Genomic DNA, 13,380 nt, shown 5'->3' with positions numbered 1-13,380 from the left:
AGTCGCGCAAGATGTGGCGTCTCGATTGTGAATGTCAATGAGGCGAAAAATCTTTGACCATTTTGGGCGGGTTTTCAAACCACGCGGGATAGCAACCCACCTGCCTGGCGCGCGATTTTGCCTTCCAGTTCAAGATCGACGAGCACCGGTGCGACCTTGGTTGCGGGGGCGGCAACATCGCGGATCAGCTGGTCTTCGGCCATGGGGGCGGGGCCAAGCCGCGACAGGATTTCGTCGTGCAGGCGCGCAACGTCATGCAATGGTTTGGCCGCTGGTTTTTCGATCGTGACCGGCCGTTCAGGTTCTATTGGTGCCACCGGTTGCAGGGCCTCGATCACGTCAGCGGCGTTGCGGATCAGCGTTGCCCCGTCACGCAGCAGCATGTTGCAGCCAGAGGCGCGCGCGTCAAACGGATGGCCGGGCACGGCCAGCACATCACGCGCTTGATCCAGCGCGTTGCGTGCGGTGATCAGGCTGCCGGATTTGGCGGCGGCTTCGACGACGACAACTGCTTGCGATAGGCCTGAGATAATCCGGTTGCGTGCCGGAAAATGGCGCGCCTGCGGTTTCAGCCCGATGGGCATTTCCGACAGGCGCAGCCCGGACTTTGCGATATCCTCTGACAGTTGCGTGTTTTCGGCCGGGTAGATGACATCGACACCGCCAGCTTGCACGGCCACGGTCCCGCCTTGCAGCGCACCGTGATGGGCGGCAGTATCTATGCCGCGAGCAAGGCCCGACACAACGACATAGCCCGCAAGTGTCAGGTCTTCAGCAAGCCGTTTGGCCATGCGTGTCCCAAGGGAGGATGCGTTGCGTGCGCCGACAAGCGCGATCATCGGCCTACGCAACAGGGTGGCATTGCCAATGATCCACAGTATTGGTGGCGCGTCAGAGATATCGGATAGTGCGACAGGGTAGTCGGCATCACCCTCCATAATCAGCCGCGCCCCGGCGGCCTGACCTGCTTTCATTTCGGCAAGCACAACACCTGGCGGGCAGGGTTCATAGTGCGACACACCAGCGGCTTGTGCGACCTCGGGCAGCGCATTCAGCGCCTCGCGCGCGCTGCCGTGTTCTGCCAGCAGCCGACGGTAGGTCACCACGCCAACCCGACGTGAGCGCAATAGGCGGAGCCGGTCGACCGTATCCTCTTCCGTGGTGGGTAGGAGTGGGGGGTGAGTGGAAGAAGTCTTTGTTCCAGCCATCCGTTGAACTCCGCCATATTGCCCGATCAGAATTAGATCGTTAGGGTTAATGAGATATGAACGGGGCTCTGTGAATTTTCGATATTTTCGCGGCGCCATGCTAACATGCTGAACAGCATCGCTAATTATTTGTCGCAAAGAACGGGTCGCGCGATGCTTAGCGAAATCTGGCATGCGCGCCAGATCCAGACTGATCCTGTGACCGCCCCTTAGTCACGAAAGCGACTTCGTGAAAACGATGCAGTCTAAAACGAATGGCCCTGCACTGGTTGTCAGCTCGACTGGATGCAGGTCGGTGCCGACCCAGCCCATCTTTTCGTAAAACCGGATGGCCGTCGTGTTCTGTGGTAAGCAATGCAGATAGGCCGATACTACGCCTGTGGCATACAAACGCTGTTCAGCATCTTTTAGCAATGCCGCTGCCACACCCGACCCGCGCGCCGCTGATGCGACGAAAAGTTGTTCCATTTGCCGACCAGTGATCGCGCAAAAGCCCAGCGGATTCCCATCAGCTCCGATGGTCCGGGCTTGATCACCCGCGTCAACAACCCGGCGCAGAAATGAAGGGATATTGCGCAGGGCGGTCAGCGCAGAGGGCACATGCAGGGCATGCGCTTCATGCCAAGCGTCGTGCCATAGCCACGCCACGGCAGTTTGCTCTTGATGGGGGATGGGGCGCGGATGCTGAACCATGTCTTCAAGGTATTGCGGCGTGTCAGCTCTGCAAGCTGAATTTCGAGATGCCGGACAAGTGGGTGCCTGCACTCCGCTTACACAACGCACACTTTAGCAATTAAACCCGTAACGTGGTCTTACGTAAGGTGGGTCTTGACCCACCCTGCCTGTCAAGCAGCGGCACCGCCAATCGTAAGTCCGCCAATCAGCAGGCTGGGCTGGCCCACCCCAACGGGGACCCATTGACCCGCCTTGCCGCAATTGCCGATACCGGGGTCGAGTTGCAGATCGTTACCGATCCCCCGGATTTTTTGTAGCGCGGTCGCACCGTCACCGATCAGGGTGGCCCCGCGAACCGGTGCTCCGACAACGCCGTTTTTCACGCGATAAGCTTCGGTGCAGGAAAAGACGAATTTTCCACTTGTGATATCGACCTGCCCACCGCCAAAACCAACCGCATAGATCCCGTCTTTCAGGTCGGCGACAAGCGTTTTGGGCGCTGTATTTCCGGCCAGCATATAAGTGTTAGTCATCCGGGGCATCGGCGCATGGGCAAAGCTTTCGCGGCGTCCGTTGCCGGTCGGGGCGACGCCCATCAGCCGCGCGTTTTGTCGATCCTGCATGTAGCCGGTCAGCACACCATCCTCGATCAGGGTGTTCTTGCCAGAGGGTGTCCCCTCGTCGTCAACGGTGATCGAACCGCGCCGATCCGGGATCGTGCCATCGTCAAGCACGGTCACGCCCTTCGCTGCAATCTGCTGGCCCATGAGCCCGGCAAAGGCGCTGGACCCCTTGCGATTGAAATCGCCTTCCAGCCCGTGGCCAATTGCCTCGTGCAGCAAAATACCGGGCCAGCCGGGGCCAAGTACCACATCCATGACACCGGCGGGGGCGGGCTCTGCTTCAAGGTTGACCAAGGCGATACGCAGAGCCTCGCGCGCGGCAGGTTCCCAATTGTCGCGGGCGATCAATTGGGTCAGCCCCGCGCGACCACCGCCGCCAGCTGAGCCACTTTCGCGCCGCCCGTCCTGTTCGACGATCACGCCGATATTAATTCGGGACATGGGGCGCGTGTCTGTGACCAGCGTGCCATCAGGGCGCAGAATCAGCACCTCTTGGTGCGAGGCCGCGAGGGTCGCGCTAACCTGCACGACCCGCTTGTCCAAATGGCGGGCGAAGGCGTCGATTTCGCGCAGCACGTCAATTTTCGCAGGAAATGTGGAGGCCATGATCGGGTCATCGTCGCTGTAAAGTTTGCGATTGGTGCCTGCAGGACCCGCCGCCAAGGTGCCGCCGCCATCGCCGACCGCCAGCCGGGCGGTGGCAACTGCACGCTTTAGCGCATGTTCATCAATTGTTGTGGAATGGGCGTAACCGACGGTCTCGCCTTTGACCGCGCGCAGGCCGAAACCCTCTGACGCGTCGAAGCTGGCGGTCTTGACCCGGCCATCATCAAAGGACAGCACCTCTGACTTGCGCCGTTCAAGAAACAGCTCGCCATCGTCGGCCCCATCGGTCGCGGCGCGCAGAAGTGCATGCGCCTGATCCTGATCAATATTGGTTTCAAACGGCCGGAACGGATCTGATGACATGTAGTTTCCCCGCGCAGCGCGCATATTTGCGGTAAAAGCGTCCGTTTGCCGCAACAGTGGTTCTTGAGTTGTTAATCAGGATATGGGACATGGGCACCTGAATACAACGGGTTTCCGTCCGCAGTCGGGCGGTCCCGCCAGCAAGCCGCGCGTTTGGCGCCATGATGTTAGGGTAGAATATGCGACTGAAAACCTTTGCAACTTCACTGTGGGCAACAGCGGGTCTGATCATGGCCGGATCGCAAAGTCTGGCGCAGGAAGTGAATCAGCCGTTGGAGATTATTGGCGCGCCGCGCGATGGGGCCACCGGGTTTCAGCCTGCCGCGACCGAGCTTGCCCGCGATGCACAGTGGCTGGATGGGATGCTGCTGGTCATTATCACGGCGATCACACTCTTTGTCACTGGCCTGATGATCTGGGTGATCCTGCGGTATAATGAAAAACGGAACAAGACACCGGCGACCTTTACCCATAACTCTCCGCTTGAGGTCGCGTGGACTGTCGTGCCTATCGTCATTCTGGTCTTTATCGGGGCGTTCTCGCTGCCGGTTCTGTTCAAACAGCAGGAAATTCCAGAAGGCGACATCACGATCAAGGTGACCGGTTACCAGTGGTATTGGGGCTACGAATATGTGGATGAAGGCGTGTCGTTCGAAAGCTTCATGCTGACCCGTGAGGAACTGGAAGATTACGGATACAGTCAGAATGAATATCTGCTGGCAACGGATCGGGCGATTGTCCTGCCTGTGGGTGCGACGGTCGTCATGCAGGTGACCGGTGCAGACGTCATCCACTCATGGACGATTCCCGCCTTTGGCGTAAAGCAGGATGCGGTGCCCGGTCGTCTGGCACAGCTCTGGTTCGCGCCAGAGCGTGAGGGCATCTATTTCGGCCAATGTTCAGAGCTTTGCGGCAAGGATCACGCCTATATGCCGATCACGGTTAAAGTCGTGAGCCAGGAAACCTATGATACATGGCTGGCAGAAGCCCAAAGCTGAGCCTTTCAGGTAGGGTGGGTCAAGACCCACCTTACGACAGATCAACCCCGTAAGGTGGGTCTTGACCCACCGCCCCCGAAGGTTCCGGATGAGCGATATCAGTGTGAATGACAGTGTTTACGAGGCTAACATGGGGGATTACTTCGCCCTGTTGAAGCCGCGTGTGATGTCATTGGTTGTGTTTACCGCGTTGGTCGGGCTGCTCGTCGCACCGGTTCCGGTCCACCCTTTCATCGGCTTTGTCGGCATTCTTTGTATCGCCGTCGGGGCAGGGGCATCCGGTGCGCTGAACATGTGGTGGGATGCCGACATTGATTCGCAGATGAAGCGGACTGCAGGTCGCCCAATTCCCTCTGGCCGTGTTGCCCCAGGTGAAGCGCTGGCCATCGGCCTTGCGCTGTCCAGTTTCGCCATCGTCCTTCTGGCGCTGGCCACTAATTTCCTCGCGGCTTTCCTGCTGGCGTTCACCGTTTTCTTCTACGCGGTCATTTATTCGATGTGGCTCAAACGCTCTACGCCGCAGAATATCGTGATTGGCGGTGCCGCAGGTGCTTTCCCGCCAATGATCGGCTGGGCCATCGCCACGGGTGGGGTCAGCATTGAAAGCGTCTTAATGTTTGGCCTGATCTTTATGTGGACACCGCCGCATTTCTGGTCTCTCGCGCTTTTTGTCAAATCCGATTACGGCAATGCGGGTGTACCGATGTTGACCGAAACGCACGGGCGGGACGCGACGCGTCGGCATATTCTGATCTACATGTTGCTTCTGGTACCCGTGGCGCTGGGTCTGGGCCTGACGTCCATTGGCGGGCCGATCTACATGAGCGTGGCAGTCATCATGAACGCATGGTTTCTCAAAGGGAGCTATGACATCTGGCGGCGTACTGATGCGGATTGCGAAGCGGATAAACACGCGGTGGAAATCAACGCCTTCAAAGTGTCGCTCTACTATCTTTTCCTGCATTTTGGCGCGCTGCTGGCCGAGGCTGCGCTGCGCCCATACGGGCTGGGGGGCTGGTAATGGCGATCCGGGTTGAGCATGAGATGCACGAGCGGCGCAAAGGCCGCAATTTCGGTGTTGGGCTATTGCTTGTTGGTTTCATCGCCATTGTCTTTGGCTTGACCGTCGTAAAGGTTCTGCAACTGGGTGATGCTCGTAAGTTCGAAACCTTCGACCATGTCAGTCGGCCGCAAATCATACCGGCGGAGGATGCGGAGTGAATATCTTTCGAAACCTCGACGGTCCGCAGCGCACTGCTGCCATGACAGTCGGTGTCGTCCTGCTGATGGGCTCTCTCGCTTGGGCGTCTGTTCCCTTTTACGATTGGTTCTGCCGGGTCACCGGGTTTGGCGGCATAACCAATGTGGCTGACAGTGGCAGCGACGTGATTCTGGATCAGACAATCAAGGTACGCTTTGATGGCTCGCTGGACCGGGATATGCCATGGAGCTTTAAACCGGCAGTCCGCGAGATGGAGCTTCGGATCGGTGAAACCGGGCTGGCCTTCTACGAAGCGCATAACCCACTTGATGTGCCGATCGCCGGTCAGGCGTCTTATAATGTCACCCCATATGAAGCGGGCGGTTTCTTTGATAAGATCGAATGCTTCTGCTTCACCGAGCAAGTCCTGCAACCCGGCGAAACGATGATGATGCCGGTGAGTTTCTTCGTGGATCCGGCCATCGTGGATGACCGCGAAGGGCAATATGTGCACACGATCACGCTCAGCTATACCTTCTACCAGATCGACCTCCCCGAGGATGAAATGCAGGCCGCACTGGCGCCTGCTGCTTTGACAACGGCGCCGCAAAACGCCATAGAAACAAACTAACGACCAGCCTATAGGGAACGCACCACATGGCGCACGCAAAAAATCACGATTATCATATTCTGCCACCCTCGATCTGGCCCATGATTGGCGGTGTAGGCTCGTTTATCATGCTGTTTGGCGCTGTGCTGTGGATGCAGGGTTCCGGCCCTTGGATGTTCCTGATCGGTCTCGCCGCCGTGCTTTATGTGATGTTTGGATGGTGGTCCGACGTCGTGGCCGAAAGCCGGGTGGGGGATCACACCCCCGTTGTGCGGATCGGCCTGCGGTATGGCTTTATCATGTTCATCATGTCCGAGGTGATGTTCTTTGCCGCTTGGTTCTGGTCTTTCTTCAAGCATGCCATGTATCCGATGGGCCCGATGAGCCCAATTCAGGATGGCGTCTGGCCACCCGCCGGGATCGAAACCTTTGACCCTTGGCACCTGCCGCTGATCAACACGCTGATCCTGCTCTGTTCCGGTGCGGCTGCTACTTGGGCGCACCATGCGCTAGTGCATGAAAACAACCGTCAGGATATGAAGTGGGGCCTGATCCTTGCCATCGGGCTGGGCGCGCTGTTCACCGTCTTCCAGGTGTATGAATACACTCATGCCGCGTTTGGCTTCTCCGGCAATATCTATGGCGCGAACTTCTTCATGGCGACCGGGTTCCACGGTGTGCATGTGTTGATCGGGACGATTTTCCTTTTTGTTTGTCTGCTGCGGCTGCAACGCGGCGACTTCACCCCTGAGAAACATATCGGGTTTGAAGCGGCGGCATGGTACTGGCATTTCGTCGATGTGGTTTGGCTGTTCCTCTTTGCGGCGGTCTACGTCTGGGGCGGATAACCACAGATGTCGCGACGTAAGGTGGATCCAGATCCACCTTACCTTGAAAGAACAACGCGCGGCACCGTTCGCGCGTTTTTGCATCAAAGGTCAAAGATGCTCCGCAAAATTTTCTTCCCTCTTCTGCTCGGGATCGCCGGTTGTGCGGTGCTGATCAGCCTTGGCGTCTGGCAGATGCAGCGGCTGACATGGAAGTCTGCAATTCTGGACGATATCGACGCGCGGATCACGGCGGTCCCTGTCGCCCTGCCTGATAGCCCAGAGCCAGAGGCGGATCGGTATCTGCCTGTGACGCTCACGGGTGAAACCGTTGGCACGCCGCTTTATGTGCTCATTTCTGCCAAGGATCTGGGCGCGGGGTATCGTCTGATTTCGCCTTTTCAAACCGGCGACCGGCGGATCATGGTCGATTTGGGCTATGTCCCGCTTCAAACGCTGGGGGCTGATCCTGTCGCCGAAACACTGACCATCACGGGCAATCTGCACTGGCCGGACGAGGTGGATAGCTGGACGCCTGCGCCGGACCCATCGGGCATCTGGTTTGCCCGCGACGTGCCCGCCATGGCGGCAGCCCTGAATACTGAAGAGATCATGTTGATCGCGCGCACAGTGTCAGACACAAGCCTGCCATCGACACCACTGCCGGTGACAAGCGCGGGCATCCCCAACGACCACCTGAACTATGCGATTACTTGGTTTTCGCTGGCCCTCGTTTGGGCCATGATGACATTTTTCCTGATCTTTCGTGTGACCCGGCCAAAGGACGTCTGACCGATGCGCTATATCTCGACCCGCGGGCAGGCACCCGTACTGACATTTGAAGAGGCAATGCTGACAGGGCTGGCCCGTGACGGCGGCCTCTATGTGCCCGAAGAGGTGCCGACGCTGACCCAAGCGCAGATCGGGGCGATGGCGGGCAAGTCCTATGAAGAGGTCGGCTTTGAAGTGATGCGCCCCTTTATTGGGGACACATTCACCGATGCGACGTTCAGAACATTGATCGCGCAGGCTTATGCCGGCTTTGGCCATGCCGCCCGCGCGCCGCTGGTGCAGCTGGACAGTAACCACTACCTACTGGAACTGTTCCACGGGCCGACGCTTGCGTTCAAAGATTTCGCCATGCAGCTGATCGGCCAGATGTTTCAGGCAGCCCTGTCACGCTCGGGCGAGCGGGTGACAATCGTCGGGGCGACCTCCGGCGACACCGGCTCGGCTGCGATCGAGGCGTTTCGCGGCTTAAAGGCGGTGGATGTCTTCATTCTTTTCCCGCATGGCCGGGTGTCCGAGGTGCAGCGCCGCCAGATGACAACCCCGAGCGAAAGCAACGTGCATGCGCTGGCGGTGGACGGCGATTTCGACGATTGCCAAGCCGCCGTGAAAGACATGTTCAACGATTTCACCTTCCGGGAAGAGGTGAGACTGGCGGGCGTGAACTCCATCAACTGGGGCCGCGTGCTGGCGCAGGTTGTTTATTATTTCACCGCAGCGGTCAGCCTTGGCGCACCGCATCGCGCCGTCAGCTTTACCGTACCCACAGGCAATTTCGGCGATATCTTTGCAGGCTACATCGCTAAGCAGATGGGCTTGCCGATTGCCGATTTGATCGTCGCAACCAACCGCAATGACATTCTTCACCGCACGCTGGAAACCGGGGCCTATACCAAAGAAGGCGTGACGCCGACGATCAGCCCGTCGATGGATATTCAGGTCAGTTCCAACTTTGAACGGGCATTGTTTGACGCTTATGGGCGGGATGGTGCGGCTGTTGCCGGACAGATGGATGACTTGAAACATGGTGGTTTCCAGATCAGTCAGGGGGCTTATCAGATGCTGAAGGATACCTTCAAATCCGGGCGCGCCTCAGAAGAAGAAACACAAGCGGCGATCAAGGCATACCGCCTGAACCATGGCGAATTGCTCTGCCCGCACACCGCAGTCGGTGTGCATGTGGCAGAGGCGCATCTGGGCAAAACCCCAATGGTGACGCTCGCCACCGCCCATCCGGCCAAATTCCCCGACGCGGTCAAAGCCGCATCTGGCGTTGCAGCTCCCCTTCCACCACGCATGGCAGACCTGTATGACCGCCCCGAACGCGTCACCCGCGTCACGGGCGATCTGTCCGCGATTCAGGCGGTTATCAGAGAACGGATTACGCATTGACGATTGAACTGCACACCCTGTCCAACGGATTTCAAATCGTGACCGAGCAGATGCCCGGCCTGAAATCCACCAGTATCGGAATATGGGTTCAGGCTGGCGGACGCCATGAACGGCTGGAACAGAATGGGGTTGCCCACTTTCTTGAACATATGGCGTTCAAGGGCACCAAAACGCGCAGCGCCCTGCAGATTGCCGAAAGCATCGAAGATGTGGGCGGCTACATCAACGCCTATACCAGCCGCGAGATGACAGCCTATTACGCCCGCGTGCTTGAAGATGATGTTGCGCTGGGGCTCGACGTGATTGCCGATATCCTGCTCAACCCCGTGTTTGACCCTGCCGAGATCGAGGTAGAGCGTGGCGTCATCCTGCAAGAGATCGGGCAAGCATTGGATACGCCTGACGACATTATCTTTGATTGGCTGCAAGAGGTCGCCTATCCGGATCAATCCATTGGCCGCACGATCCTTGGCCCGTCGGATCGCGTCAGCGCCTTTTCCCGCGCTGATTTACAAGGGTTCGTGGGCGAACATTACGGTCCGAACCAGATGATCCTTTCAGCGGCCGGTGCGGTCGATCACGATGCGATTGTCCGTCAGGCCGAGGCGTTGTTCGGGCATCTGGCCGCCGTGCCGCGTGCACCGGAATTGTTGCAGCCTGCGGCTTTTGTCGGTGGCGAGCATCGCGAAATTCGCAATCTGGAACAGGTTCATTTCGCCTTGGCGCTGGAAGGACCGGATTATCGCGATCCGGCGATTTATACCGCGCAGATTTACGCCAGCGCGTTGGGCGGCGGCATGTCGTCACGTCTGTTTCAGGAAGTGCGGGAAAATCGTGGGCTTTGCTACACGATCTTTGCGCAAGCGGGCGCCTATGAAGATACCGGCCTGACCACGATCTATGCGGGCACCAGTGCCGAACAGATCGAGGCATTGGCCCATATCACCATGGATGAAATGAAGCGCGCCGCAGACGACATGACAGCGGCAGAGGTCGCCCGCGCCCGTGCGCAGATGAAGGCTGGCCTGCTGATGGGCTTGGAAAGCCCGTCGAACAGGGCGGAACGTCTTGCGCGGCTCCTGTCAATCTGGGGCCGTATCCCGACGATCGAAGAAACCATCGCTCGCATTGATGCGGTGACCACCGGTGATGTGAAAGCATTCGGCGGGCAAATGGCCGGGCAGGCGGGTGCGGCGATGGCGCTTTACGGCCCGGCAGAAGCGGCCCCAAGGCTTGAGGCGTTGAAAGCCAGGCTGGCCGCCTGATGCTTGGCGCCAGACGGAAACTCCGGATCGAGTCGGAGCGGCTGACGCTGCGCCCGCCGATGCACGGGGATTTCCGCGCCTGGACCGCGCTGCGCCGCCAAAGCGAAGAGTTCCTGCGCCCGTGGGAACCCACATGGGCAGCCGATCACCTGTCGCGCAAGGCATTTACGAACCGGGTCTATTGGGCGCAACGCTCTGTCGCGAATGGCACGGCGCTGCCCCTGTTCCTGATCCGGCGCGCGGACAGTATGCTGCTGGGGGCGATTACGCTTGATAACATCCGGCGCGGACCGGCGCAGGCTGGCACGACGGGTTACTGGATCGGCGCGCCATTTGCCCGGCAGGGTTTCATGCGCGAGGCAATCGAAGCAGTCGTGCACCACGCTTTTACCGTGCTGGATCTAAGCCGGATGGAAGCAGGCTGCCTGCCGGAAAATGATGCCTCGCGCAAACTGCTGGAACAATGCGGCTATAAATACGAAGGCGTCGCGCAAAGCTATCTGCAAATCAACGGGCGCTGGCGCAATCACGTGCTTTACGCCAACCTGCGCCACGACCGGCGCGGGCGCACGGACGTCGGTTAGGGTCATTTCAATGGACGTGCAGGACTGCCGACCACCGTTGTGCCGGGTTCCACATCCCGCGTAACGACCGCACCTGCGCCAATAATAGCCCCTTTGCCTATGGTCAGCGGCCGGTCGATCTTGCCTGGCAGGATCGTGGCATCGGAGCCGATATAGACATCATCCTCGACCACGATCCTCCCATTCAGGGAAACGCGCGCGGCAAAGGTCACAAAATCCCCGACGACGCAATCATGGGTGACATAGGAAAACATATTGCAGTGAAAATGTGCACCGATTTTCGCGTCACATGTGACGATGGTATTATGGGCGAAAATTGCACCTTCGCCGATCTCTACCCCCGGACCAAGATGCAGTGACGCCGCACGGATTGAGAAGAATGATAGCTCATCGCGCGTGACCTGCGCGACTTTGGCGCGACGAAGGGCAGGGGATGCGAAGGCGACGTTGATTTGCTTATCGGTCAATTGCAGGAACGCATTATAGGTCATGACGTCATAGCCATGTATCTGTTGGCCCGATACTGCCGGGTCGTCGTCAATGAATACAATTTGGTAGGGGTGTTTTTCCTGCTCGCACAATTGGGTTGCCAAGAAGTTATCGACCTCGCGCCCGAACCCTCCCGCACTGTAAATCCCGTATATCTTCATGCGATTAATGCGCCTCATTTTTGCTCGCGTGAGTAGAGTATCACTGCGGTCCCCGCTCACCGCAAGCCCTGCTTTTGGGCTGTTGGTCCGGCACAAAGCTACGTTATAATTGGCCGAGACTGCAAATTGGATACTGCTATGTTGAACGCCGCTACCGTCGATTTTGAGGCCAGCCTGCGCGCGGCTTTACCCGCCGCTGCTTTTCGTGACGACACGGCGCCGTATATGTCTGAACCGCGCGGCCGTTGGGCCGGGCAGGGGATGGTCGTGGCACCGGGCAGCACGCAAGAGGTCGCGCAGGTGGTCAAGGCTTGTGCTGATGCAGGTGTGGGGATTGTCCCCTATAGCGGGGGCACCGGGCTGGTGGGTGGGCAGTTGATGCCAGACGGGCCACTGCCTGTGGTGCTGTCGCTGGAGCGGATGAACAAAATCAGGGCGATCCATCAGATGGAAAACGTATTGGTCTGTGATGCGGGGGTTATTCTGGCCGACGTGCAAAGCGCCGCAGAAGATGTCGATCGATTATTTCCCCTTTCGCTTGCGTCCGAAGGCTCTGCCCGGATTGGCGGGCTGCTGGCAACCAATGCTGGTGGCGTCAATGTGCTGCGTTATGGCAATGCGCGCGCGCTGTGTCTGGGGCTAGAGGTTGTGCGCCCGGATGGTACCATCTGGCACGGGCTGACCCGGCTGCGTAAAGACAACACCGGATACGATTTGCGCAATCTGATGATCGGTGCAGAGGGCACGCTGGGCGTGATCACCGCCGCCGCGCTTAAACTAATGCCGCGTCCTGCGCGCACCGGTGCCGCGATGATGGCCGTGCCGTCGCCCGCTGCGGCACTTGCGCTGCTCGCGATGGCTGGCGAACGGATCGGCGAAGGCATATCCGCATTTGAATTGATGCACCGTCAGGGCATGGATTTTCTGGCTGAAGTCGGGCCAGAGGTGAAACCGCCCTTTGCAGAGGCTCCGGAATGGACCGTGCTGATCGAGCTGGGCCTGCCCGCCGGGCTGGCACCAGAGGACGCGCTGGAAGATCTGTTTGCCGCTGCATTTGAAGATGAACTGGTGACCGACGGGGTGATCGCGCAAAACGTCGCCCAGCGACAGGCATTTTGGCATATCCGTGAAAGCATTCCAGAGGCAAACCGCCTGATCGGTTCGGTCAGTTCGCATGATATTTCGGTGCCGCTTGGCGCGATCCCTGAGTTTATCGCGACAGGGCAGCAGCGATTGGCCGAGGTTGGTGATTTCCGGATCAATTGCTTTGGTCATCTGGGCGATGGCAATCTGCATTATAACGTCTTTCCGGCGCAGGGCCGTAGCCGCGCAGATTACGAGGCAGAACGCCCCCGTGTGAAAGAGGTCGTGCATGATCTGGTGCATGAAATGCAAGGGTCGGTCAGCGCCGAACATGGCATTGGGCGACTCAAGGTCGGCGATCTTGAACGTTATGGTGACCCGGTAAAGCTGGCGATGCTGCGTGCGATCAAACAGGCGCTGGACCCGCAAGGCATCATGAACCCCGGCGCGGTCCTGCGCCAAGGCTGAGCCACGCGCAGGACAAAAGGCTAGAGCATTTCGATTTA

Annotated in this window: 14 protein-coding genes; 10 read left to right on the top strand and 4 right to left on the bottom strand. The window is 58.8% G+C overall.

Annotation, left to right across the window (positions count from 1 at the left end; translation table 11 throughout):
- Nucleotides 1-74: 74 nt before the first annotated feature.
- From dprA to tldD, 3 genes are all read right to left on the bottom strand, one after another.
- Nucleotides 75-1,208: a DNA-processing protein DprA gene (gene dprA / locus ACJ5NV_RS00860; RefSeq protein WP_411641554.1), complete on the bottom strand. Its 1,134-nt coding sequence runs from the start codon at nt 1,206-1,208 to the stop codon at nt 75-77.
- 213 nt (nt 1,209-1,421) lie between these two features.
- Nucleotides 1,422-1,856 carry a GNAT family N-acetyltransferase gene (locus ACJ5NV_RS00855; RefSeq protein WP_411641552.1) on the bottom strand — a complete coding sequence of 145 codons (435 nt, stop codon included), beginning with the start codon at nt 1,854-1,856 and terminating at the stop codon, nt 1,422-1,424.
- Between the two features lie 197 nt (nt 1,857-2,053).
- A complete protein-coding gene (tldD, locus tag ACJ5NV_RS00850; RefSeq protein WP_411641550.1) occupies nt 2,054-3,475 on the bottom strand; it encodes a metalloprotease TldD in 1,422 nt (473 codons plus the stop codon).
- 179 nt (nt 3,476-3,654) lie between these two features.
- On the opposite strand from tldD, the gene coxB reads away from it, so the two are divergent.
- From coxB to ACJ5NV_RS00805, 9 genes are all read left to right on the top strand, one after another.
- The gene (gene coxB, locus ACJ5NV_RS00845; protein WP_411641548.1) at nt 3,655-4,473 is read left to right on the top strand and encodes a cytochrome c oxidase subunit II; all 819 of its coding nucleotides are present in this window, start codon (nt 3,655-3,657) and stop codon (nt 4,471-4,473) included.
- An 88-nt stretch (nt 4,474-4,561) separates the two neighbouring features.
- Nucleotides 4,562-5,494, top strand: a complete 933-nt coding sequence (cyoE, locus tag ACJ5NV_RS00840; protein ID WP_411641546.1) for a heme o synthase — start codon at nt 4,562-4,564, stop codon at nt 5,492-5,494.
- Entirely contained in the window at nt 5,494-5,694 is a 201-nt protein-coding gene (locus ACJ5NV_RS00835; RefSeq protein ID WP_411641545.1) for a hypothetical protein, read from the top strand. The genes cyoE and ACJ5NV_RS00835 overlap by 1 nt, the downstream gene beginning before the upstream one ends.
- The gene (locus tag ACJ5NV_RS00830) at nt 5,691-6,305 is read left to right on the top strand and encodes a cytochrome c oxidase assembly protein (protein ID WP_411641543.1); all 615 of its coding nucleotides are present in this window, start codon (nt 5,691-5,693) and stop codon (nt 6,303-6,305) included. The genes ACJ5NV_RS00835 and ACJ5NV_RS00830 overlap by 4 nt, the downstream gene beginning before the upstream one ends.
- Before the next feature lie 26 nt (nt 6,306-6,331).
- Nucleotides 6,332-7,132: a cytochrome c oxidase subunit 3 gene (locus ACJ5NV_RS00825; protein ID WP_411641541.1), complete on the top strand. Its 801-nt coding sequence runs from the start codon at nt 6,332-6,334 to the stop codon at nt 7,130-7,132.
- 96 nt (nt 7,133-7,228) lie between these two features.
- Nucleotides 7,229-7,903: an SURF1 family protein gene (locus ACJ5NV_RS00820; RefSeq protein WP_411641539.1), complete on the top strand. Its 675-nt coding sequence runs from the start codon at nt 7,229-7,231 to the stop codon at nt 7,901-7,903.
- 3 nt (nt 7,904-7,906) lie between these two features.
- Complete coding sequence (gene thrC / locus ACJ5NV_RS00815; RefSeq protein WP_411641537.1) at nt 7,907-9,292, top strand: threonine synthase; 1,386 nt, start codon at nt 7,907-7,909, stop codon at nt 9,290-9,292.
- Complete coding sequence (locus ACJ5NV_RS00810; RefSeq protein WP_411641535.1) at nt 9,289-10,557, top strand: M16 family metallopeptidase; 1,269 nt, start codon at nt 9,289-9,291, stop codon at nt 10,555-10,557. The genes thrC and ACJ5NV_RS00810 overlap by 4 nt, the downstream gene beginning before the upstream one ends.
- Nucleotides 10,557-11,141, top strand: a complete 585-nt coding sequence (locus ACJ5NV_RS00805; protein ID WP_411641533.1) for a GNAT family N-acetyltransferase — start codon at nt 10,557-10,559, stop codon at nt 11,139-11,141. The genes ACJ5NV_RS00810 and ACJ5NV_RS00805 overlap by 1 nt, the downstream gene beginning before the upstream one ends.
- Nucleotides 11,142-11,143: 2 nt before the next feature.
- Here ACJ5NV_RS00805 and ACJ5NV_RS00800 read toward each other — a convergent pair whose 3' ends face one another.
- A complete protein-coding gene (locus ACJ5NV_RS00800) occupies nt 11,144-11,791 on the bottom strand; it encodes a NeuD/PglB/VioB family sugar acetyltransferase (RefSeq protein ID WP_411641531.1) in 648 nt (215 codons plus the stop codon).
- Between the two features lie 138 nt (nt 11,792-11,929).
- Between ACJ5NV_RS00800 and ACJ5NV_RS00795 the strand changes: the two genes are divergently transcribed.
- Complete coding sequence (locus ACJ5NV_RS00795; RefSeq protein WP_411641530.1) at nt 11,930-13,342, top strand: FAD-binding oxidoreductase; 1,413 nt, start codon at nt 11,930-11,932, stop codon at nt 13,340-13,342.
- Nucleotides 13,343-13,380 lie beyond the last annotated feature (38 nt).

This window comes from Loktanella agnita (assembly GCF_046640325.1).
Taxonomy (GTDB): Bacteria; Pseudomonadota; Alphaproteobacteria; order Rhodobacterales; family Rhodobacteraceae; genus Yoonia; species Yoonia agnita.
The sequence above is the reverse complement of the archived record's forward strand: the minus strand, read 5'-3'. Positions and strand labels throughout refer to the sequence as shown.

What these genes read in the sequence shown, in the direction of transcription:
- dprA (WP_411641554.1), bottom strand. Translation starts at nt 1,208, where the DNA reads ATGGCTGGAACAAAGACTTCTTCCACTCACCCCCCACTCCTACCCACC.
- tldD (WP_411641550.1), bottom strand. Translation starts at nt 3,475, where the DNA reads ATGTCATCAGATCCGTTCCGGCCGTTTGAAACCAATATTGATCAGGAT.
- coxB (WP_411641548.1), top strand. Translation starts at nt 3,655, where the DNA reads ATGCGACTGAAAACCTTTGCAACTTCACTGTGGGCAACAGCGGGTCTG.
- cyoE (WP_411641546.1), top strand. Translation starts at nt 4,562, where the DNA reads ATGAGCGATATCAGTGTGAATGACAGTGTTTACGAGGCTAACATGGGG.
- ACJ5NV_RS00835 (WP_411641545.1), top strand. Translation starts at nt 5,494, where the DNA reads ATGGCGATCCGGGTTGAGCATGAGATGCACGAGCGGCGCAAAGGCCGC.
- ACJ5NV_RS00825 (WP_411641541.1), top strand. Translation starts at nt 6,332, where the DNA reads ATGGCGCACGCAAAAAATCACGATTATCATATTCTGCCACCCTCGATC.
- ACJ5NV_RS00820 (WP_411641539.1), top strand. Translation starts at nt 7,229, where the DNA reads ATGCTCCGCAAAATTTTCTTCCCTCTTCTGCTCGGGATCGCCGGTTGT.
- thrC (WP_411641537.1), top strand. Translation starts at nt 7,907, where the DNA reads ATGCGCTATATCTCGACCCGCGGGCAGGCACCCGTACTGACATTTGAA.
- ACJ5NV_RS00805 (WP_411641533.1), top strand. Translation starts at nt 10,557, where the DNA reads ATGCTTGGCGCCAGACGGAAACTCCGGATCGAGTCGGAGCGGCTGACG.
- ACJ5NV_RS00800 (WP_411641531.1), bottom strand. Translation starts at nt 11,791, where the DNA reads ATGAAGATATACGGGATTTACAGTGCGGGAGGGTTCGGGCGCGAGGTC.
- ACJ5NV_RS00795 (WP_411641530.1), top strand. Translation starts at nt 11,930, where the DNA reads ATGTTGAACGCCGCTACCGTCGATTTTGAGGCCAGCCTGCGCGCGGCT.